This window comes from Sphingobacterium corticibacterium, from assembly GCF_004208525.1.
GTDB lineage: Bacteria > Bacteroidota > Bacteroidia > Sphingobacteriales > Sphingobacteriaceae > Sphingobacterium > Sphingobacterium corticibacterium.
This window is the reverse complement of the sequence record NZ_SGIT01000005.1, coordinates 75,475-96,897: the sequence shown is the minus strand read 5'-3', so window position 1 is coordinate 96,897 and position 21,423 is coordinate 75,475. Positions and strand designations below refer to the sequence as shown.

Genomic DNA, 21,423 nt, shown 5'->3' with positions numbered 1-21,423 from the left:
AATCTCCTTATGATGGATCAACTAAGAATAGGGGTTGATCGAATTCCACAGGTTGTGCGTCATTCACCAATATTTTTACAATCTTACCCGAAACCTCTGATTCAATTTCATTAAAAAGCTTCATAGCCTCCACAATACATAATATTTTACCCGGCGCGATTTCGTCACCTACATTCACAAATAGGGGTTTATCTGGTCCGGCGGCACGGTAAAAGGTACCGATCATCGGTGATTTTACGGTGATGAGGTTTGAAGACTCGGTCGCGGGTGCATTCGATGCTGGTGCTACTGGTGTTGGATTGGCCGTTGCTACCGGTGCAGCTGGTGCAACAGGTTGTGGCGGAAGTGCTACTGGATTTGGGACGGTCGCCGTAACATAGGTCGGCTCCTGATTTGTTTTTATAGTAATTTTAAAGTCTTTTTCTTCGATAGCGACTTCGTTCACTCCTGATTTAGCAACAAATTTGATCAGGTCTTGAATCTGTTTAATATCCATACTCATATTTCTAGTAGGTTTGTTTCTTGTGTATAAATTTCTCACGATAAATTTTAACCCAGATTTAAGGCTAACGCATAACTGGGTTAAAGTTAACTAATATTTTTATGCTTTTGTATAAGCCCATTTGAGATAAACCGCTCCCCAGGTAAAACCACCACCAAAAGCTGCTAATATCAAGTTATCTCCTTTTTTCAACTGATTCTCCCACTCCCATAGGCAAAGAGGAATCGTACCACTGGTTGTATTTCCGTATTTGTGAATATTGACCATGACCTTATCTTCTGAAAGTCCCGCACGCTCCGCGGTAGCATCGATGATGCGTTTATTTGCTTGATGTGGTACAAGCCAATCCACGTCTTCTGAAGTCAAATGGTTTTTCTCCATCACTTCTACAGCCACATCAGCCATGTTGGTGACGGCAAATTTAAATACGGTACGTCCTTCTTGATAAGCATAGTGAAGACCAGCGTCTACCGTTTGGTGAGTTGCCGGATTTAAAGAACCTCCACCTTTTATATTTAAATATGGGCCTCCTGAACCATCTGTTTTCAAAACCGCATCAATAATTCCGTTATGTTCATCATTGGGTTCCAACAATACACATCCACAGCCGTCACCAAATAAAATACAGGTATTACGATCTTCGTAATTAACGACAGAAGACATTTTATCGGCACCTACTACCAGGACCTTTTTGTGTTTACCTGATTCTATAAATTGAGCTGCAGTAGTCAAACCAAATAAAAAACCAGAACATGCTGCTTGGAGATCGTACCCCCAAGCTTTCTTAGCACCGATTTTATCCGCTAAAATATTTGCTGTTGCCGGAAACAGCATATCCGGCGTACTGGTACAGAAGATGATCAATTCAATTTCGTCAGCGGAAATACCACGCTTTTCCAATAAACCTTTAACAGCAGGAACAGCCAAGTCCGATGTAGCCTTACCTTCCCCTTTAAGGATTCTCCGCTCTTTAATTCCTGTCCGTGTTACAATCCACTCATCGTTGGTGTCAACCATCGTTTCCAGTTCCTGATTTGTTAGGACGTAGTCAGGAACGTATCCGTTTACTGCAGTAATTGCAGCATGTATTTTTGACATATATAAATTAATTGAAAGCAGACCTGATTTTATCGATGATTTGCGACTCAATCATGTCTTTTGATAATAAAACCATATTTTTAATAGCTTCAGGAGTCGAAATGCCGTGCCCGATAATAACCGGTGCATTCACGCCTAAAATAGGACTGCCACCATAACGCTCATAATTGAATCTATCAAAAAAATCATCCTTCATTCCCTTTTTTAATGTAACTACATAAAAAGATTCTGCGAGTTTCAATACCACATTACCCGTAAACCCATCACAAACATACACGTCTGCAGCGTCTGTAAAAAGATCGCGGCCTTCGGTATTGCCAATAAAATTTATCTTTTTATTCTGTTGGAGCAGGGGGTAGGTTGATATGGTTAAATTGTTTCCCTTTTCTTCTTCTTCGCCAATGTTTAGCAAGCCGACTTTGGGCGTTTCTACGCCATAAATATATTGCATATATAAACTTCCCAAGGTCGCAAATTGTGATAGCATTTCGGGCTTGCAGTCCGCATTCGCGCCTACATCCAATAAAATGCCATAACCACTTTTAATCTTAGGAACATTCGTTGCAATAGCTGGGCGAAGAACGCCCGGAATTGCCTTGACACTAAATACGGCTCCAACAAGCATAGCTCCCGTGTTGCCAGCAGAAGCAAAAGAGTCGATTTCGCCATTCTTCAGCAATTCAAATCCTTTAGCGATGCTAGAGTTAGGTTTTTGGGTAATGGCCTTGGTAGGATGTTCATGCATGCTTATGTTTTCGGGAGCATGTATGTAATCAAATTTGTCGGGATCCGCTCCAGCGTGCTTTAACCGTTCGATGGTGTCTTGTTGATCGCCTATAAGAACAAGACGCTGTCCCTCCTGTAGTACTTTTTGGGCTTCAATAGCTCCATTTATGGTGGAGTCGGGGGCGTAATCCCCGCCTAAAACGTCTAAACCAATCTTCATTCGTTATTATTTATCATCAATAATACGCAAAAACATCCCAAATTAAAGTATAAAAATTGAATTTTACACCTATTTGGGATGTTTAATTTCGTTGAATGATCTCGTTAGACAGCAGCGGTGTTTTCAATAATCAATTTTCCGTTGTAATATAAATTACCATCTACTGTATATGCACGGTGAGGTGTATGTACTGCACCTGTTTCTTTGCATACAGTTAACGTAGGTCTTTCAGCCTTATAATGTGTTCTTCTTTTGTCCCTTCTTGATTTAGAAGTTTTACGTTTTGGATGTGCCATCTCGTATTTCTGTTTTAGTTATTTTTAATTTTCTTTAATATATCCCAACGTGGGTCTGTTTTTTCTTCTGTTTCCTTGTCTGTTTCCAAATCCGGCGAATCGCTCAATTTAGCTAGCATTTCCGGATCGCAGCTTGCATTTGTGCCCTGTTCTGAACATTTACTGTAATAAGGAACGCGAACATTGATGTATTCATAAAGCAATCCAGCAATATCCAATTCGTAATCCGTTTTGGATAATACCAGCACATCTTCGGTTTCCTGATTCCAGTCGTCATTTGTAAACTTGACAAGTAGTCGCTCTTGGAAGTCTTGTGCGGCGTCAAAGGCTGCTAAACAAACATCACATGTCAATTGAATAGTGCCATGCACATGAAAGTTTACAATCAGCATATTTTCCTGCTTCTGTAACTCCACGTCTGCTTTGAGTTGCCCCTTCTTTACCAGCGAGTGTTCATAACAATCAAAGAACTTATCATCAATATCAAACTCGAAATTGTGCTTTCCAGTTGTTAACCCTGAAAAAGGAATTCTATAATATTTTAGATGTTTCACAATCTGCATTCGAGCGTGCAAAATTAATTATTATTTCAGTAAAAAGGAAACTTTTTGCAAAATTATTGTTCGTCTTCGCCGTAATAATATTTTCCTAGTTCTATTTTCTCTCTACCATTGGCCATACGCCAGCGATTGGTGTCGCGCAATGAATAGGCACAACCACAATACTCCTGCATATAGAATTTTTCGCGTTTGCTGATTTCCAGCATGCGTGCCGAGCCCCCCTTTTTTCGCCAATTGAGTGTCCAATATTCCATGTCTGTATGGCGAGACGCGGCACGTAATCCGCAATCATTGATCTGCTCCATGTTTTTCCAACGGGAAATGCCCAATGAACTTGATATGACATCAAACCCATGTTCTGCCGCGTACTCGGCTGTTTTTTCAAACCGCATATCGAAACACATGGTACAACGGATACCACGTTCCGGTTCATTTTCCATACCTTTCGCCAGCTCAAACCAATGATCTACATCGTAATCAGCATCTACAAAAGGAATACCATGCTTTTCTGCAAAACGGATATTTTCTTCCTTGCGTAAATCATATTCGTTGCGTGGGTGGATATTCGGATTGTAGAAATAAATCGTAAAATCGATGTCGGAAGCAATTAGGGCTTCCATAACCTCACCGGAGCATGGGGCACAGCAAGAGTGCAACAGTAATTTCTTGCCATCATTCGGCAAATTTAGCTTCTCTCGTTTTAACTCCTTGTTGTCCATGATAGCAGTGCATTTAAAATATGATGCAATTTTACGGAAAACTGCCAGATTTTACAAAAGTTCGTTAACGGTTGTCGCAGGTTTGCCGATATACACGTTTATTTTTTACTTTTGTAACACATGATACAATAATTTTTATGTCTAAAATCTCCCCTATATATTATGTGTTCGCCATGCTGGCGCTTATTCTCGGATTTTATGCCTGCGAACGAGACGATGCAGAGCCGAATTTGGAGATGAGAAAGTTTACTCGATTGTATGTTTCTTTTGAAGAACATACGGTTGGCAAGAACCCGCCTGACACCAACATTCGTGTTATTTACCCTGCAGATTCCTCGGTTTTTGCTTTTAATGGTAGGCACGTATCGCAAGTATGGGGAGGGGGGCCAATCTATTATGAGAGTCAAATGAATGCCATCTTTCAAGCCAGCGTTAACCGTGCCGGATCCAATGATACCGCCATTGCTGTACTTAATGTGGGCTCATCGGGTTCATTGAACAATGCCGGTCTGCCAAAGAGCCGCTATTATAATAGTGTAAGAGGGATGGTCTATCACGCGCGTACGAATGTACTCTATGTTGTTAATGGTGCAGGACCAGATGCTGGTGTATATGTTATGGAGCGCCCGAGATATGCAAACCGCGAAAAGCAACCCGTTAAGAAATTAAGAAATAGTAGCTTAGCCATGTGGGGAGCAGCTTATCAAAACGAGAAGCTTTTTAGCTCGAAAACGAGTTCGCCCGGCGGAATTTATGTTTTTGAAGATATTGCAAATACGGAAGTCCGAGAGAGTGACTCCATCAGTGTCGTTCCGTTAAGCCCTACGCGCATATTGCAAATTGAGGGAGCAACAAATAATGTACGCGGTTTGTTCTACGATACCGTTAAGAATGTCATGGCCGTTGCGCAGATAGGCGATGGAAATGCGGGAAATGGTCGTATCCTTATATTTGAGAACTTTTCTGATCTGGCAGCGGAAGAGGGAACGATTACACCGACCCGGGTGATTACGGGAGCGAATACAGGTCTAATATCCCCCGTCGATGTCGTTATCGATACGAGGGAAACAGGTGTCTATTTATATGTTGCCGATCGGGGAGCGCGAAAAATATCACGTTTTAAATACACCGACGACGGAGATATCGAACCAGATAAAGTGATCAATACCTCCGATTTCAAAGACGGCCGAACGCCGGTCAGTATCACATTGGATACGCGCGAGCATGAACAGTGATGATTGATAGATATTTTATATTTTTGTAACTATACGTTTGATATGTCTAAAAGCCCACTTCTATATGGAGCATGTATAATCTTCGCACTTGTCATCGGATTTGTTGCCTGTGAGGAGGAGGATATCGGACCGGGATTGGAAATCGCACAAATTTCCCGCCTGTATGTATCCTTTGAGGAATATGGTACAACGGATGAGCGGGCCGATACCACGGTTCGCGTCATTCAGCCGGCGGATTCTTCTGTTTTTGCTTTTCGGGAGAGCCACCTATCCCAAGTACAGGGTGGCGGGCCGATTTATTTCAACCCTTATGTGAAAACTGTTTTCCAGGCAAGTAAAAACAGTGATGGGCTTGATACCGTCATTGCTGCAATTAGTGTGCAACAGACAGGATTGCTGAACAATGCCGGAAACGGTATTCGGAGCAGATACTACAACAAGGTGAGAGGCTTTGTATACCACGCTGCTACGCGATCGCTTTTGGTTGTCAATGGCGCAGGTGCAGACGCAGGGGTATACGTGGTCGATAATCCCAATAGTACAGGGAACCAGAAACAACCTTATAAAAAGTTGGTCAATCCGGACCTCGATATGTGGGGAGCAGCTTATCAAAACGATAGACTTTTTACCGCTAAAATTAGTGCACCGGCGGGGCTTTATATGTTCCAGAATTTGACAACGATGTCGGTCAGGGCGAGTGATTCCGTTGCGACGCTGAACCCCGCCCGTATATGGCGGATTGAAGATGCCACGACTAATCTCCGTGGATTATCTTACGATACGATTAAGAACGTCTTGGCTATTGCCGAAATGGGCGACGGAACAACGGTAGGAAGCGGACGTATCCTCATTTTTGAGGGCTTTTCCAATTTGATAAACGGCAGTTCGGATGCCATCCGACCAACAAGGGTGATCACGGGATCTAATACGGGGCTAATCTCTCCTGTTGATGTCGCGATTGATACACGGGCGGGTGGTGTGTATTTATATGTGGCTGACCGCGCAGCAAAAAAGGTCTCGCGGTTTAGGTATACAGACGATGGCAACGTGGAGCCAGAAGATGTGATCGATACTTCCGAATTAGGATATGGCATAACGCCTGTTGGTTTGGCGCTGGATGCCCGCGATGATTCTACGCTGGGTCAATGAGGTCCATCAATAATTGAACTTCCTCACGCTTTTCGTGATTGTCCACGTATTCATAAGCAGCAATCAGATTGCGTAGGATACGTTTGATAATCTCCAAATTGCTACATGGTTTAATGTAATCATCTACCGGCGGTAGATTTAATTGTTGCAGGAAAGCAACGATATCCACTTCCCGCATAATCTGTCCGCGATTAAACACATTAATGTAAAAAAGCACTTCGTCGGGTTTTTCTTCGTTCATGTAGGCCAAGACAAAATGCTTCGGAAGATTAACACCATAAATAGGTATGTCCAATCGTTGCGCAACGATACTATAAATGCAAGCCAGTGAAATAGGATTTCCTTTTTTGGATTCCAGTACCTTGTTGATAAAGGAGTTTTGTGGTGCATGAAAATCGGACGTATTACCGGATAAGCCAAACTCTCGAAAGAGGATATTGTTCAATAGCTTTACCTTTTCAATCGGGCTCATATCATACATCAAATGGTACCAAGCATTGCGACGTAATTCCGCCAGTCTCCCATAAACTTCATCTTCGCCTAAATTGGGATATTGGTAGCGGTTTACGATAAGCAAACCTTCCAACAGATCCTCTTGGTTACTCAGTTTCCACAATTGAAGGTCATTTTTTACTTGGTTGAATTGTATCTTGTGAGTGATATGTTCCACACGTTCTTGCAAAAGCACATCGAAGGACTGTTCCCAAGATTCTTCCAATAATGGAATCACTTCCGGACCGCAAGTGATTAGCTTGTCTTCCAACGCTTGGTAGATTTCCGCATCTGGATCATCCAGTAGCGAAATCAATGCTTTTAACTCCTGCTCATTCATCCATACTAATATACGGGTTTTCTTTAATCTTTTTTTTCCGCAAAAAAAGATAGAAAAAAACTCGTCGCTTCAAATGTTTTACATTAGGGATAGTACTACGGATGAATTAGTACAGTAGTAAAACATTTGGATGCGACCCTGTAAGTCAAGGGAGGGTTAGTACAAATGCGCAAATGAAAGCGATCAATATTGCTTAGCGGTTATACGGAGTTAAAAGGGCCTTATATTGTTTTGCGGCCATTTTCCAGCTGGCTATTCCGTTAAGAACAGCATGCTGTCCGAGCGGAGCGAGTTCCATGCTGTTTAGGAATAGACAATGGAAAATAGCAAAACCATATTCAGCCTTGATTTTTTTGCTTCGTTTTTTTATCAAGAAAAAAATGAAGAGAAAATATCACTTCACTTGCCCATCAAGCAAATTAATAATACGTTTTCCGTATTCCGCATTTTTTTCAGAATGCGTGACCTGTATAATAGTCATCCCCTCGTCGTTGAGTTGTTTGAAAAGCGCCATGATCTCCTCGCCCTGTTTAGAATTGAGATTACCTGTCGGTTCGTCTGCCAGCAACAATTTGGGCGCAGCAGCTAACGCGCGGGCGATACCCACGATCTGTTGCTGTCCGCCGGATAATTGTGCCGGAAATAAATCTTTCTTTCCGACAATTCCGAAACGATCCAGCATATCACCCACGATGGCTTTTCTCTCCTTGCCAGATACATTTTTGTAAATTAACGGTGTTTCGATATTTTCGTATACCGTTAGTTCATCTATCAAGTGATAAGACTGGAAAACGTAGCCCATGTGCGATTGGAATAACGCTGTTCGCTTCTTCGGTTTTAAAGCCAATACGTCTTCGTCCATAAAATAATAATGTCCTTCGTTTGGTTCATCGAGTAAACCTATACTATTCAAAAGTGTCGATTTTCCCGAACCCGATGGACCCATGATGGAAATAAAATCGCCCTGTTCGATTTCCAGATTGATATCTTTCAGTACAAAAGAGCGTGTACCGCCTACGTTGTACCATTTAAAAATATGTTCTAATTTGATCATTTTTGTTTTATCCTTTATTCGTTTCTTAAACTATCGACGGGATTAGCGCGGGCCGCACGTATCGCTTGGGTGCTGACCGTAAATAGCGCAATGATAACGGCTATCATGCCCGTCAATATAAATATCCACCATGATGCATCTATCCGATAGGTGAAATCTTCCAGCCATTTGTTCATTGCCCACCATGCAATAGGAACAGCGATAATAATCGCCATAAAAACTAATTTTACGAAATCCTTGCAAAGCATGGCGACTATTCCCGTAACGGATGAACCGAGTACTTTTCGGATACCGATTTCCTTACTGCGTTGCTCTGCCATAAATGCTGCAAGTCCAAACAGCCCTAGACAGGCAATACCGGTGGCCATGGCCGCGAATGTTAGGCTTAGCCTGCTCATGCGACGCTCCGATCTGTACATACTATCAAAGGCTTCATCCAAAAACCGATAATCGAATGAAAATCCAGGAGCCAGTTTATTCCACTTGTCTTCGATACGGCTAAGCAATAATGGAAGATCAGTCGTTTCTATTTTAAATGCAGCTAATGAAGGACTATAACCCAAGAAAAAGCCCAATGGCGTAACCGGATCTCGAAGGGATTCAAAATTAAAGTCTTTGATGACACCAATGACGTGATATGATTCCACACCATCACCAGATTGGAAATGTATTTGTTGACCAATAGGATTTTTTCCAAAACCAAAATGCTTAACAGCGGTTTCGTTTAAAATAACCGCCGTAGAATCGGCCCGTCGGGTAGCAGCGAAGTTACGTCCCGATAACAGTTCTAAATTTAACGTAGGGATATATTGTTCGTCGACATGCCACGTCTGTAGTTGCACCGAATTACTAGGGGACAAGACAGTTTCTCGGGAATATGTGTTATCACTTCTGTTCGAGTGAGAAACAGGTAGAAAGCCGCTGATTGTACCCGTTTTGATACCCGGTATATTTAAAATTTCATCGCGGAAAGCTTTCGTCTGATTTCCCAGCGCATGATAATCATTAATTAAAAGAATGTTTTCCCGCTCGTACCCTAGTTTTTTATGCTGGATATACCGCAGTTGTGCGGTCATGATGAATGTGCCGACAATCAGCACAATCGATATGGTGAATTGAAAAACCACTAAACCACTTCGAAAGACGCTCTTTCCGGACGAAATCACGGTATGCGATTTTAATACCTGTAACGGATTAAATGCAGATAAATAAACAGCAGGGTAGTAACCGGCTATTAACCCGACGAATAATAAAAGAAGTGCAAATAGCGGAAGTGATTTGAAATTGATGATATCGTTTATTTTAAACTCCTTGCCGGATAGTTCGTTAAATAACGGTACACTCCATGCAACAAGTCCAATGGCGAGAATAATTCCGCCAAGAGCTAGTAACAACGACTCTGCCAAAAATTGACCAGCTACACTTCTTCTTGAAGCACCTAATATTTTTTGTACACCAACTTCTTTTGCTCGGTTGGCCGACCGTGCCGTAGACAGGTTTATGAAATTGACACAGGCGATCAGCAAAATAAACAACGAAATAGCGCTGAAAATGTAAACATATTGAAAACTGCTGTTAGGACGAAGTTCGCCCCTGAGATTGGAACGCAGATGGATATCGGAGATCGGAATGACATCGTAATGGAATGCATTTCCGCCTTGTCTGAATGTTTCTATATCCGTGACATCCATGTATTTTTTGGCTGCTGGAAGGCCGTGTTTGTGAACATACTCTTCGAGATGGATTTCCAACAAGGGGCGGTCGCTTGCGTGTCTCAATAAGATGTAAGTCGTAAAGTTATGGGAGAGGAGCTCACCCCAATTCCGGTAAGGGGCGTTTTCCATGGTAAACAGAAAGTCATAATTGAAATGACCGTTTCTAGGCATATCTTCGATTACAGCCGTGATCTGATAAACGGTATTTCCGGCGTCGTTGGTCTCCAATGTTTTTCCGACGACATCTGTTGTGTTAAAATAACGTTCAGCGGCAGAGCGGCTCAATACAACACTATTTGGCTCCATCAAGGCTTTGTCAAGATGGCCATGGAGAGCTTGGTAGGAAAATATGCGGAAAAATGAGGAATCAGCGTGGGCAACGTTCGCCTCATTTATCCATTTATCTGCTTTTCTGATTAGTTTTGCGCCAGCGGATGTATATAACCGGGTGAAGTCTTCCACTTCCGTATATTCTTTTTGTAGTATAGGGCCTATTACATCGCTTGTAAGGGCCATATCCATTTTGCTTTCACCGATATGGATATGCGTATTTAAACGAACAATACGATCCGCCTGGGTATGGAAGCGATCATAACTGAGCTCATCAAATACATAGGTCGTGATAAATATAAAGCCAACCAGTCCGAATGAAAGTCCAACAATATTGAGCATGGTGAACATGCGGTTCTTTGTCAGGTTACGGAAAGCAATTCTAAAATAATTCTTGATCATCTTGGATTCGTCATATCTGTTTTTCTATCAAGACAATAGCTACGCCATAAAATTAAAATATTGATAACTAGTTTGTTATGTTGTTTTTGGGATGTTGAATCTGTCCGATATCGGACAGTAGTTGTTCACTGCCGAACAGAAGTAACATCACGAATTATGCCGTTCGTATCCGTTTATATTCTTGTTCTAGCCGCTGCAGGCCTTCTTTCAGTAGTAACCGTGGGCAAGCGATATTGATACGGAGGAAACGATCGCCCGCCTGTCCAAATTTGATACCGGGCTGCAGCCATAATTTTTCGTGTTTCAGCAATCTGTCTGTGATGACCGAAGAAGGCATCCCTAGCGCGCTACAATCGAGCCAGACTAAATAAGTAGCTTGTAGGGGAATAATGGGAAGATCGGGAAGATGCGAACGACAAAATTCTGTTAGATACTGGTAATTTTCGTATATGTATTTCTTCAGATTTGCTAGCCAATATTCTCCTTTTTCATAGGCTACGATCAGGCTGTCGATGGCAAATATATTGAGCATGGTCATTTCCCATTTTGTTAATATTGCCTTTATCCTGCTACGGAAAGATGCGTTTTCGGTGAAGAAATAGGCAACTTGTAAACCTGCTAAATTGAATGTTTTGGAGGGGGAGGAAAAAGTAATGGATGTTTTCGCATAAGCTTCTCCTAAAGACGCAAAAGGGACATGTGTAAAATCGTCATGCACTAAATCCGAATGGATTTCATCCGACAGAACGACAACGTTATGGTGGATACATATTTCGCCAAGCCGTTGTAGCTCCTCTTTGGTCCATACCCGACCCGCAGGATTATGCGGATTACTGAGCAATAATAGTTTTACAGCAGGGTCAGCAGCTTTTTGTTCCAGGTCTTCAAAATCAATTTGATAATTTCCGTTGTCATACAAGAGGTTATTCTCCACGAGTTCACAATGACTCTGTTCAACGGTGACAAAGAAGTGATTGTATACAGGAGGCTGTACAATAATTTTGTCACCTTCAGATGTTAGCGCCTCTACCGCTGCTGCGAGTGCCGGCATGACACCCTGCGCGGCTACAATCCAATCGTTTTCCACCTGGAGTGCGTGTCTTTTCTTCCACCAGTTCGCAATTGCGTCATAAAAAGAAGGGGGTGTTGCCGCGTAGCCGAACACACCGTGCGATGCCCGCTTGGTCAAGGCTTCCGTCACTTCAGGAACTGTTTTGAAATCCATGTCTGCCACCCACATGGGGAGGACGTCAGGCTTGGACCATTTCACGCTTCCGCTATTTGTTCGATCGATTAGTTCGTCAAAGTTGTATTCCATCTTGTTTTCTGTTATCATAGTCAACAAACTTAAAGAAAATACCTTTAATCAAATTGACTTCCATTAAACACGTCATCTAACCAAGTAATGCGTTCCGTGAGGTAATTGCGGACAAAACCGACATAATCTGCATGTGTGGTGCCTACATACCAGCTTTGGTTAATATTTTGACCTAAAACATTCCACCGATGGAAATTAAACAATTGGCTATGAACCAGGCGTTCAGCCTGCTTATCAAGGTATGCCGTGATTGTTTTTATTTGTGCTTCTTTCGAAGCGTTCCATCGTTCACGTACCATTTTTTTAAACGCGGGGTCTTGTGCGATACGGTCCATCCATTGGCGAGGAGTATGAGCATTGGTCAACATTAATTTTCGGATAGCATCCGCTTGACCAATACGTCTATCGTTATTGAAAGCTAAATCAAAATCCCAAACCGGACCGGTGTAAATTTTTTGGTCTTCATCGCTTTTTTTGAACATACGCATGCTCCATACCATATCAGTGTTGCCGCAAATTTCGTTAACGAGATAATAATTTACAAAACTTGGTAAATCAAAATATGGTTGATAACCCTCATTAGGATCACTAAAGTTCTCGCTAAAGAGGCGGTTTTCAAATGCAGTATAATGATTTTTGATGTAATTAAGTTCATCATTGGTGATATCATCTTCATCGGGAAATTTAACGGCTATCGGTACATCCTGAGGTGTGGTAAAGAATACCGGCTCTTGATAGGCATATCCATCTTGTTCGAGGATGAAACCACCATTATCTTCGTCAATTTGGATACGGTCTTTACTTTCTTTGATATGTTCGGTCAGCGTGTAGTTGCCCTGATATTCACCGTTCAGAAATAATTCAACATACTGTTGCCTAGGGGTATAAGCCAATTCCAGTCGGCGGCTCAATTCAAAAGCGATATCGTTGCGTAGCAAAGATTGGTCTCCGTAATTGGCGATCAAAGCCCAGCTTTTGTCTGCCGGCATGCCCAACAATCCTGCTTTATCTGTTAGTTTGATTCGGTACGGTTTTTTAGGCATTCCCCAAGTCGAATTTCCTCTGCCCCGAATCTCCGTACCACCTTCGTAGAGGACGTCGCCCAGAAGTCCGGTCGTAATCGTTATATGACCGTCCACATAATCCTCTTTGCTAACGATAGGCACGTCATCCGTCGAGATATATATTGTAGGGAAACCCGTATCGGCAACTTTGACGTGGTAAGTGTGTACATCACCGTTTTCGGCTTCTATTTGATAGCTGACATGCTTTGAAAAATCCTGTTTGCTAATACCACTTTGTTGTACAGTTCCGTTTACGGTCAGCCGTTCTCCGTTGTGGGTGAATTCAGGGATCAGGCTGGTGATGTTTGTTCCCGCTAAGGTATGTAGAAATACGCTATCGTCCACGATTTTACCTTGGATATCGAGAAGTAGCGATGAATTTTTCTCTTTTTTGAAACTGAAAGTTGTTAATGCATTTTCCGTGGATAGATTTTCTTCTGGGGAATGCTCTTTTTTACATGCGGTCGTAAATAGCAATAGTGTTACCAACAATAGCTGGCACAACGTTTTTGATGTATTTGTTCTTATCATAAGCAGGTTCATATTAGACCAAATGGAGCGGATATATGGCTGTGATTTATCCGTCCTCCATTCACAAGATAAGAAATAATCTCCATACTACTCTACGATAAGATTAATCCCTGCCATTTCAGCTTTATATTTTATTTTTTCAACTAACCCATAGTAGCTCCAATTGCGAAGTAAGAATTCATCTTCCTTGGCAATTTCTTCTTTGTTGGTTTGGTTGACCAAAAGTAAGGTGCCGGCCTGTGTTTTCACACAGATGTCGATTAGGCGTCGGCTATAAAGATGTAAACGGCTATCCACGTAGTTTATTTCTTTTTTATTGAATTGTTCCAGGCTTTTTAGTTTTTTCTTTCGTCCTTTTCCACCTTTGTTGAATGCCGCAGCCTTTTGTATGCGGTGGCGTGCGGACTGGATAGCCATTCGCCGGTAGAGGAACTCTTCTTTATTTCCGATTTGGAATTGCTGTTTATTGATTTGAACGTTAATGGGATGTTCCACGGAAAGCGTTGCTTCTGCGATAACATGTTCGTTAAGATCATGAACTTTCTTCGGAAGTTCAAGTGCAAGTAGTAGGAATAATTTGCCTTTCACAATTTGTAGTGAACTAGCACAGATCTTTATCTGACCGGCGAGTGCGCGTTGCAAAAGAACGCGTTTGTCTGATCGGTCTTTGCCAAGATAAGTGCGAAACGGAATTTTGAATAGCGAGAATTTAAAATCTTTTCCTTTTTCGTCATTACGGAGCTTAACCTGCTTGCCAGAAAAAGGAATGGGCATGGTCTTTTTGAAGTTACGTAGCGATTTTTCCCCTTTCCAGTATGCCGACCGATCCGTATTAAATGTTTTGATGAGCGACATATTCATGTTGGATAGGATATCGGAAGGTATCTCCCCTTTAAAATAGCGAGACAACACTTTGTAGGTTGTATTCATACGGGATGTGTTCAATATCCCTTCGGGATCTTTAGTGTTATCGGCCAGTTTAACTTTGATATCTTCCTTCAAATAGATAAAATCTTTGATGTTTTCTTGTATGTATTGGTGGGTGAGTACCAAGTTGGAACCACGGTATACAAGATCTTGCCAGGTAAACAGTTTCTTAAAATATGCTGTACGCTCCTCTTTGTCGTCGCAATCAACAAAGACCTGTACTTTTCGTGTCAAGATGTGGGTATCTGTAGCCATATTTTTGTGTTTTTATGCTGTTTTTTTAGCTTGCTTTATTTTTGCGTGTGCTTCTATAAAAAGCTTTCTTACAACAGCGGCGTTTAATTTCAAGGCTTCCGCAATCTGATCGAAGGAAAATTGTAAATCGTAGCGCATGCGGAATATCTCTTCTTGCTGTTCATTTATCTCCCCTTGGATAACATACCTGGAAGAGCTGTTTAGCTTTTCCATTTTTTCAGCGCTTTGGAAAATTTGGCGTAGTGTTTCGATGGTTTTTTCGACCTGGAGACTTACTTCATAATCCGAGATGCCGCCAAGATAGTAGGCGATACGTTCGTAATTGAAACTGTATTTCAGACAAAGTTGCAGAAAGAGCTGTTGTTCTTTTCGCAGGTGGGGGAGAAGCTTTTCAAGCTTTTGTAGTTTCTCTTTTTTTTCTTCTTCCAGCTGTTCGAGATAGACGATATCCTCTTCCTCCTCGTCCTCCAATTCGTAGCCCAACAAGAACTCTTGATAATCTTCGATACCGTCGAGCCTAAGGAGGCTTCGGTGAAAGCGATTTCTGGTTTTGCTATAAAAGGCATGGACGGCCGATTTGACTTGCGTCTTAAGAAACTGGAAGAGTTCTTCTTCCGATTGTAAGTTTTCCCGAAACAACCATAGGCGGAGGAATGCTTCCTGCGCGATGCTTTCTGCTGCACATTCATCTTGTGTAGCTTTTTCGGTGCGGAAGGCGAGATAGCCGTAGTACTTTTTGTAAAAGAAAGCTAATCCTTTCTCCTGACCATTTTGTAACATGGCCAGATGTCGTGCAGTTGTGTTTAATTTGTTTGGTTTATGCATCGTTCTGTTGTTGATTAGTAATCTATCTTATAACAGCTTGCCGCAGTCCCGGTGGTCATTTGGTAATCGTTTTCAGACGGGACTGCGTTGGCTGTTTTATGTGTTCGATGCATATTGGTGTTTTTGAAATTTTTTCGAGAACTGCGGTTAGTTGCTATTGCGGACACTTTTATTTTATTGTGCAACGAATGTTGTGTATATCTTTTAAAGTATGAGTATAAATGTTTATTCCTGCGCGGATGACGTTCTTGTTGTGTATACCTTTCAAAATGTGGTGTGTAAGAACTTCATAATTTTTAAAAGTTTATGTGAACGAGTTGTGTATACCTTTTAAAATTTGATTTGTCACAGCCTTAAATAACAACTGATCATTTGACCTGTGGTTGTGTATCCCTTTCAAATCGTGGTCTGTAACGTCTATCATCAACTGTGCCTAATAGTGTTTAGTAACACCGTTAGTCGTGCGGAGAAATTAAATTTTTGGTTGTGTATCCCTTTCAAATCGTGGTTAGACACCTTTGGCAATATTTTTAAAAGTTGTCTCTTCATATTTTGCATACCTTTTACAATAGCGTTAGTACTACCCGCAGATGAACGCTACTTTTATAGTGCTAGTTGTGTGTACTTTAAAAGGATGTTTACCGAATTATTCACTATACACGAGTTAAAAAAAGGTATTTAGTGAGTGGCGGATGGCCCTCACCCTATGGCGCCACAAGGAGCCTCGTTGTTGCTTAATATAATTATCTGATAACCTAGTTTTTTTACGAAATGTTATTGACAATGTTAGTTTCTGACCTATAGCTTGTAATCTTTTTTATTATCCCGGAGGTTTGAGTTGTGCATACATTTCATAAAGTGATTTTAACAACTAAGAATAAACCGACCTAGACTGAATGTTGTGTATATCTTTCGTCATATCAATCTTTGAAATACAGTGCGGGCAAATATCTAAAATCCAGTTGTGCATACCTTTCAAAATACCTTTAATAAAATTGTCAATTTTATGGCACACAAGACGTCAGTCGTAGAAAGCTATGATGTGCAATTGTTGAACTACGAAAACACCAATATGTCAAAGAACAAATCGATTCCATGGCAAACCATTGCCTAAAATACAAATCAAACACACGATATTATACGTGTACTGGAATCGAATAAAATGTTTGGAATCCTATATGTCTCTAATTGGTTTTCTACTTGCTATTATACGCTTATGCACGCATATAGGATTAAATGCTTAGACCGGCTGCTGTTAAACCGGAGACTTAATGATATTTCTATAACTAAACTTAGTTGTCATACAATGAGTTAGTTGTTTCATTGTCAAATATACAATATCCTCTGTTTAATGGCAAATTAATATTGTGTTTTTTTTGTTGTTTATTTTGCGCAAATAGAACAGATTATTATTTGTTAATAACCCGCTGTCGGCGTAAATGAATAGCCTAAGATATAAGCGTAAAATTATTAAGATATTCGAAATACGATCAGTATCGTTTGCTTTAAACGGTTTTTGATATGGAATAATAAACGTCCGGTATCGAACAGGTATAATGGAATGGTCTTCTTCATTATCTCGCACGTAAACGGAACATGGCTGCGTGCAAATATCAGGCGCCTGCATGGGACTGGACATCAATGTGCAACAATTGGAGCGGAGGTAATCATGGCCTTGTCCTATTCACTTGCCGATATAAAGAAGATGATCGCGTATATGGATAACAAGTATGCCCTTGTTTTGGATGTAGTCGTAAGTGGAATAACGGGGTTAGCAAACACAACAGGGTTATACTTAGGAATTTTTAGGATGCCTGTGCGCAGGAGGTAAGCCCAAGCACATATCGGAGGTATTCAAGCTGTTTTTTTAAAGACGTCAACAGATTTTTCGGGAAGTGTGGCAAGGACGGCTATCGTGCGGGTAATTTCTAGCGAGGAGTATGCACGTACAATAATTTTGCATGCAAGTCTGTTTTTGCTGTTTTTCAAGGTTGTTTTTGCTGAAAATTGCGTTCACGATGCCAAAATGGCTGATTTTGATGATAGAAATTGAAGGGATATGTACTGTAAAGGTGTATATTTTCGCCAAAAACTTTTTTGGGGTACCCCCGAAATTGGCGAGAATATGCACCTTTTGTTTGTTTTTACAGCACATCTTTGTAATAGAAGAAGATAGTAGTATGCTATAAGTCTGCTATCTACCAAATGAATAGTTAATATATAACAACATGGCAAAACCAGTATTTACAAGCAAGGATGCAACGCAATTGTTGATCTATGCAGAACAGATTTTTTTGAAGATGACGGAGAATGCGGATCTATTCACCGATCCGGTTCCGGATTTAACGACCTTGTCGACAAATTTGAATGCTTATCGAGAGGCTTATACAGAAGCTACTTTTCGGGATAAGCGTGCTGTCATCTTAAAGGCACAACACGGCGAAAAGCTACAAGATGTTATTCGCCGTTTAGCGCACTATGTCGAGGACGTTGCGGCGGGTGACGAAGCCATTATCGTGGCAGCAGGATTTCGTCCTTCAAGATCCAGTCATGTTTCTTTAGGGCGTACACCGAAACCGGAAAACCTTCGTGTAGAACATATACAGGTAGGTTCCGGGATTATCCGTTTACGGGTCAATTCCTGGCGGCCGGCAAGGCTTTATCGGTATGAATATCGAAAAAAAGGAACGGAAGTCTGGGAATCAACGCTGCATACCAAGTCTACCTTTGCATTGCGGAATCTCGATATGTTGGAACAATATGAATTTCGGGTATCTTACATCGGTAGCGACGTGACGCTGAATTATAGTGATGTGGTTACGGCATGGGTGATATGAACTGTACGAGGCATTGTCGGTTTTAAGTGTTATAAATTTTTCTTATATTCGTGTGAATAATGATGTATTTAAGCATGAATAATGATGAGAACTATATTGGATATCCCAAATAATTTGTTGGAAGAGGCAATGGCCTTAACGAATGCGAAGACCAAGAACCAACTGATCAAAGAGGTGTTGGAAAGTTATATTGCCCGAATCAAAAGACAACGGTTGATTGCTTTGAAAGGTACATTAGACTTGGACATCGACTTGGATACACTTCGCGGAAGAGGAGATGTCAAGATATAAAGTGTTAATTTACAACAGGTCATTGAAGAAAAAATAACATTATTCAGTTTCGATAAACATTTCAAATTAATGGGTGAATATTTGAATTTCGATCTTATTTCGACAACTGCTTAAAACGAGACTATTCATCCCGCAAACTATCCACTGGATTAGTTTTTGCTGCTTTTATGGCCCGATAGCCTACTGTCGATAACGTGATGAAGAATGCCGTAGCACCGGATAGGACAAAGATCCACCATGGGATTTCGATGCGATAAGCAAAATTTTCCAGCCATTTATTCATGAGCCACCAAGCAATAGGGCTGGCAATAATAATAGCCAGTAGGACCAATTTGACAAAATCTTTGGATAGCATAGTGGTTATGTTGATAACAGAGGCTCCGAGTACCTTGCGGATACCTATTTCTTGAACGCGCAGACGAAGTGCATGGACGACAAGCCCTAATATGCCCATAATGGCAAGTAACATCGTCAATAGACTGAATATCCGGAAAAGATGATACAGTTTCTCCTCTGCTTCGTATTGTTTCGCTAATGTTTCCCTGACAAGCTGTATATCAAAGTGCTTATTCGGATACAGTTCTTTCCATACCGAAGCGATGTACGACATCGCGTTTCGTTCTTCTCCAGGTTGTGTACGGATGAGTAAGGCTCCGGCGGATGGGGCACGATAGGCTCTGATTACTGTTGGGACAGTCTGTTTGTGTAGGGATTCGCTATGGAAATCATGGACGATACCTACAGGTATAATCCCCGCTTCGGGGAATGGCTGGTTCAGTGTGTCTATTTCTAATAAACGAGCTGTACTGGCCGTTATCAGGCAGGGGCGTAGGGAACTACTTCCTGGACTGACTTCATCAGCTTGGACAGCATCTCCTAGTCGGTCTGTATCTAAAAAACGACCCTCCTTAAGCGTTAATCCCATTGTTTGTGCCATATTTGGCTCTCCGTCTATATACCATAGTTCGGTTTCGTCATACGACTTTCCTGGTGTTCTCAGTAACTTCATTTCCATTCCGGGGACTGTTGGCAACCAATATGTGAAACTGGTGGAGAGGATAGCTGTATTTTTTAAAAGTTCGGTGCGTAAGGCAGTGGATTTGTTATCCCACGATACATAATCAATGCTTAACAATCCTTCCGTGTCAAAGCCAATATCTTTGCTCTTGAGGAATTGTACTTGATACTGTATGACCAGCATAGCTATGAGTACAGTGATAGAAATAGAAAGTTGTAATACGACAAGGCTAGGCCTCAACCACCCCTGTCTGTTTTTTCCTTCACGGAGGATGCTTTGTATATTGCCTATCGACCGAAAACCTGAAACTAACCATGCTGGATACAGGCCGCTAAACAAGCAAATAAGAAGAAAAGCACCCATAACGTAGGCAAAATATGTCCAATGCGCAAGGAAGCGAAATGCTAGTGGATGACCGATAAAATATTCTAATTTAGGAATGGCAAGCTGATAACATATGAAGGCAAGCGCTCCTGCTGTGCTAAAAATGAGTAGAGATTCCAATAGAGACTGTGTCAGAATATTTCTGCGAGAGGCACCCAATAATTTCTTCATACCGGTTTCTTTTATACGGCTGCTTGCGCGAGCAGTGCTCAGATTGACGTAGTTGATGCAGGCGATCAATAATAGGAGGATAGCGACCGCGGAAAACAGGTAGCTATGTTGGACGTTGCCCTTGATCGGTTGATAAGCGGGAAAATCCGTCTTTAGATAGATGTCTGCCATGGGCTGTAGGCCAAACCGGACTTTTTTGTCGATGTCGGTAAACTGATGATACCAATCATTTATTTTATGTTCAAACTGCTGTGGGTCAGTCCCTTTTCGAAGCATGATGTATTGCTTGGTGAACTGCATGCCGGGACCCTGCCTATTTTTAGTAAGCAGTTCTTCTTTTCTGTTCAAAAGCATCACCATATCCGAGCGGAGATGGGTGTTCGATGGGATGTCCTTCATGATGCCTGCTACGAGATAGGTATTACTTTCATTGTCGTATTTTGGCATGTCATATATACGCTGGCCCAGTGGATTCTTGTTTCCAAAATGCGTCTTGCAAAAGGATTCAGATAAGATGATTTTCGGGATGTCGCCGGTAGGCATAAGGTCTTCCTGATCGATGAGTTCGATGTCTAACAGTTTATATACCGCCGTATCAGCAAGAAGAATGGTCGCTTTTATCGGTAGTTCATCTGTCTCGTTGATTTTGAGGGAGATCGTGTTGGGATATACGTTACTGTATTCTTCTACTTCGGGAAAATTTTGCTTTAAGGTGGGGGCGAGACCGGCATATACGGTTCCTCCTTTTTGAGAGAAGGCCCCCGCGTCTTCCCTAATGGTTAACAGTCGATAGGTGTCTGCCGAACGGCTCCACTGCTTATCATAGGATAGTTCATCGATTACCACGGTGCCAATCAGCAAGCAAGCGGTTATGCTCAACGTAATGCCCATAATATGGATAAGGGTATATAGTTTCTCTTTTCGAAGCGTTCGAACAGCAATCTTTATATAGTTCTTTATCATG

The 21,423-nt window shown here is 41.6% G+C and carries 19 protein-coding genes; 5 read left to right on the top strand and 14 right to left on the bottom strand.

The window, feature by feature from the left end:
* Positions 1-7 precede the first annotated feature (7 nt).
* The 6 genes from accB to EWE74_RS18835 all read right to left on the bottom strand — a co-directional run bounded on the left by accB (position 8) and on the right by EWE74_RS18835 (position 4,121).
* Positions 8-502, bottom strand: a complete 495-nt coding sequence (gene accB, locus EWE74_RS18860) for an acetyl-CoA carboxylase biotin carboxyl carrier protein (protein WP_130143216.1) — start codon at positions 500-502, stop codon at positions 8-10.
* Positions 503-601: 99 nt separating this feature from the next.
* Positions 602-1,600, bottom strand: a complete 999-nt coding sequence (locus EWE74_RS18855; protein ID WP_130143215.1) for a beta-ketoacyl-ACP synthase III — start codon at positions 1,598-1,600, stop codon at positions 602-604.
* A 7-nt stretch (positions 1,601-1,607) separates the two neighbouring features.
* The gene (plsX, locus tag EWE74_RS18850; RefSeq protein ID WP_130143214.1) at positions 1,608-2,546 is read right to left on the bottom strand and encodes a phosphate acyltransferase PlsX; all 939 of its coding nucleotides are present in this window, start codon (positions 2,544-2,546) and stop codon (positions 1,608-1,610) included.
* A gap of 104 nt (positions 2,547-2,650) precedes the next feature.
* Positions 2,651-2,842, bottom strand: coding sequence for a 50S ribosomal protein L32 (gene rpmF, locus EWE74_RS18845; protein ID WP_071790457.1), 192 nt, complete (start codon positions 2,840-2,842; stop codon positions 2,651-2,653).
* Positions 2,843-2,856: 14 nt separating this feature from the next.
* Positions 2,857-3,405: a YceD family protein gene (locus EWE74_RS18840; protein WP_239018721.1), complete on the bottom strand. Its 549-nt coding sequence runs from the start codon at positions 3,403-3,405 to the stop codon at positions 2,857-2,859.
* A 53-nt stretch (positions 3,406-3,458) separates the two neighbouring features.
* Positions 3,459-4,121 carry an epoxyqueuosine reductase QueH gene (locus EWE74_RS18835; protein ID WP_130143213.1) on the bottom strand — a complete coding sequence of 221 codons (663 nt, stop codon included), beginning with the start codon at positions 4,119-4,121 and terminating at the stop codon, positions 3,459-3,461.
* A 137-nt stretch (positions 4,122-4,258) separates the two neighbouring features.
* On the opposite strand from EWE74_RS18835, the gene EWE74_RS18830 reads away from it, so the two are divergent.
* Together EWE74_RS18830 and EWE74_RS18825 are read left to right on the top strand one after the other, a co-directional pair.
* On the top strand, positions 4,259-5,356 hold the full coding sequence (locus EWE74_RS18830; protein WP_130143212.1) for a hypothetical protein: 1,098 nt from the start codon (positions 4,259-4,261) through the stop codon (positions 5,354-5,356).
* A gap of 42 nt (positions 5,357-5,398) precedes the next feature.
* Entirely contained in the window at positions 5,399-6,505 is a 1,107-nt protein-coding gene (locus tag EWE74_RS18825) for a hypothetical protein (RefSeq protein ID WP_130143211.1), read from the top strand.
* On the opposite strand, the gene EWE74_RS18820 is transcribed toward EWE74_RS18825, so the two are convergent.
* The 7 genes from EWE74_RS18820 to EWE74_RS18790 form a co-directional block, all read right to left on the bottom strand.
* Positions 6,489-7,337, bottom strand: coding sequence for a transglutaminase-like domain-containing protein (locus EWE74_RS18820; RefSeq protein ID WP_130143210.1), 849 nt, complete (start codon positions 7,335-7,337; stop codon positions 6,489-6,491). The two genes, EWE74_RS18825 and EWE74_RS18820, sit on opposite strands and share 17 nt — an antisense overlap.
* Before the next feature lie 394 nt (positions 7,338-7,731).
* A complete protein-coding gene (locus EWE74_RS18815; protein WP_130143209.1) occupies positions 7,732-8,391 on the bottom strand; it encodes an ABC transporter ATP-binding protein in 660 nt (219 codons plus the stop codon).
* Between the two features lie 14 nt (positions 8,392-8,405).
* The gene (locus tag EWE74_RS18810) at positions 8,406-10,838 is read right to left on the bottom strand and encodes an ABC transporter permease (protein WP_130143208.1); all 2,433 of its coding nucleotides are present in this window, start codon (positions 10,836-10,838) and stop codon (positions 8,406-8,408) included.
* Positions 10,839-10,992: 154 nt separating this feature from the next.
* Entirely contained in the window at positions 10,993-12,174 is a 1,182-nt protein-coding gene (locus tag EWE74_RS18805; RefSeq protein ID WP_206365304.1) for a MalY/PatB family protein, read from the bottom strand.
* A gap of 26 nt (positions 12,175-12,200) precedes the next feature.
* Entirely contained in the window at positions 12,201-13,751 is a 1,551-nt protein-coding gene (locus tag EWE74_RS18800; RefSeq protein ID WP_165384770.1) for a CotH kinase family protein, read from the bottom strand.
* Positions 13,752-13,838: 87 nt separating this feature from the next.
* Positions 13,839-14,933, bottom strand: a complete 1,095-nt coding sequence (locus EWE74_RS18795; protein ID WP_130143206.1) for a hypothetical protein — start codon at positions 14,931-14,933, stop codon at positions 13,839-13,841.
* 12 nt (positions 14,934-14,945) lie between these two features.
* Positions 14,946-15,758 (bottom strand): RNA polymerase sigma factor, encoded by an 813-nt coding sequence (locus EWE74_RS18790; RefSeq protein WP_130143205.1) that lies wholly within the window; start codon positions 15,756-15,758, stop codon positions 14,946-14,948.
* 1,561 nt (positions 15,759-17,319) lie between these two features.
* Between EWE74_RS18790 and EWE74_RS18785 the strand changes: the two genes are divergently transcribed.
* From EWE74_RS18785 to EWE74_RS18775, 3 genes are all read left to right on the top strand, one after another.
* Entirely contained in the window at positions 17,320-17,589 is a 270-nt protein-coding gene (locus tag EWE74_RS18785) for a hypothetical protein (protein WP_206365303.1), read from the top strand.
* Positions 17,590-17,986: 397 nt separating this feature from the next.
* Positions 17,987-18,595, top strand: coding sequence for a fibronectin type III domain-containing protein (locus EWE74_RS18780; RefSeq protein ID WP_130143203.1), 609 nt, complete (start codon positions 17,987-17,989; stop codon positions 18,593-18,595).
* 81 nt (positions 18,596-18,676) lie between these two features.
* Positions 18,677-18,886, top strand: a complete 210-nt coding sequence (locus tag EWE74_RS18775) for a type II toxin-antitoxin system VapB family antitoxin (protein WP_206365302.1) — start codon at positions 18,677-18,679, stop codon at positions 18,884-18,886.
* Between the two features lie 121 nt (positions 18,887-19,007).
* On the opposite strand, the gene EWE74_RS18770 is transcribed toward EWE74_RS18775, so the two are convergent.
* Positions 19,008-21,422 carry an FtsX-like permease family protein gene (locus EWE74_RS18770; RefSeq protein WP_130143202.1) on the bottom strand — a complete coding sequence of 805 codons (2,415 nt, stop codon included), beginning with the start codon at positions 21,420-21,422 and terminating at the stop codon, positions 19,008-19,010.
* Between the last annotated feature and the right edge of the window lies 1 nt (position 21,423).

What these genes read in the sequence shown, in the direction of transcription:
- accB (WP_130143216.1), bottom strand. Translation starts at nt 502, where the DNA reads ATGAGTATGGATATTAAACAGATTCAAGACCTGATCAAATTTGTTGCT.
- EWE74_RS18855 (WP_130143215.1), bottom strand. Translation starts at nt 1,600, where the DNA reads ATGTCAAAAATACATGCTGCAATTACTGCAGTAAACGGATACGTTCCT.
- plsX (WP_130143214.1), bottom strand. Translation starts at nt 2,546, where the DNA reads ATGAAGATTGGTTTAGACGTTTTAGGCGGGGATTACGCCCCCGACTCC.
- rpmF (WP_071790457.1), bottom strand. Translation starts at nt 2,842, where the DNA reads ATGGCACATCCAAAACGTAAAACTTCTAAATCAAGAAGGGACAAAAGA.
- EWE74_RS18840 (WP_239018721.1), bottom strand. Translation starts at nt 3,405, where the DNA reads ATGCAGATTGTGAAACATCTAAAATATTATAGAATTCCTTTTTCAGGG.
- EWE74_RS18835 (WP_130143213.1), bottom strand. Translation starts at nt 4,121, where the DNA reads ATGGACAACAAGGAGTTAAAACGAGAGAAGCTAAATTTGCCGAATGAT.
- EWE74_RS18830 (WP_130143212.1), top strand. Translation starts at nt 4,259, where the DNA reads ATGTCTAAAATCTCCCCTATATATTATGTGTTCGCCATGCTGGCGCTT.
- EWE74_RS18825 (WP_130143211.1), top strand. Translation starts at nt 5,399, where the DNA reads ATGTCTAAAAGCCCACTTCTATATGGAGCATGTATAATCTTCGCACTT.
- EWE74_RS18820 (WP_130143210.1), bottom strand. Translation starts at nt 7,337, where the DNA reads ATGAATGAGCAGGAGTTAAAAGCATTGATTTCGCTACTGGATGATCCA.
- EWE74_RS18815 (WP_130143209.1), bottom strand. Translation starts at nt 8,391, where the DNA reads ATGATCAAATTAGAACATATTTTTAAATGGTACAACGTAGGCGGTACA.
- EWE74_RS18810 (WP_130143208.1), bottom strand. Translation starts at nt 10,838, where the DNA reads ATGATCAAGAATTATTTTAGAATTGCTTTCCGTAACCTGACAAAGAAC.
- EWE74_RS18805 (WP_206365304.1), bottom strand. Translation starts at nt 12,174, where the DNA reads ATGATAACAGAAAACAAGATGGAATACAACTTTGACGAACTAATCGAT.
- EWE74_RS18800 (WP_165384770.1), bottom strand. Translation starts at nt 13,751, where the DNA reads ATGATAAGAACAAATACATCAAAAACGTTGTGCCAGCTATTGTTGGTA.
- EWE74_RS18795 (WP_130143206.1), bottom strand. Translation starts at nt 14,933, where the DNA reads ATGGCTACAGATACCCACATCTTGACACGAAAAGTACAGGTCTTTGTT.
- EWE74_RS18790 (WP_130143205.1), bottom strand. Translation starts at nt 15,758, where the DNA reads ATGCATAAACCAAACAAATTAAACACAACTGCACGACATCTGGCCATG.
- EWE74_RS18785 (WP_206365303.1), top strand. Translation starts at nt 17,320, where the DNA reads ATGGTCTTCTTCATTATCTCGCACGTAAACGGAACATGGCTGCGTGCA.
- EWE74_RS18780 (WP_130143203.1), top strand. Translation starts at nt 17,987, where the DNA reads ATGGCAAAACCAGTATTTACAAGCAAGGATGCAACGCAATTGTTGATC.
- EWE74_RS18775 (WP_206365302.1), top strand. Translation starts at nt 18,677, where the DNA reads ATGATGAGAACTATATTGGATATCCCAAATAATTTGTTGGAAGAGGCA.
- EWE74_RS18770 (WP_130143202.1), bottom strand. Translation starts at nt 21,422, where the DNA reads ATGATAAAGAACTATATAAAGATTGCTGTTCGAACGCTTCGAAAAGAG.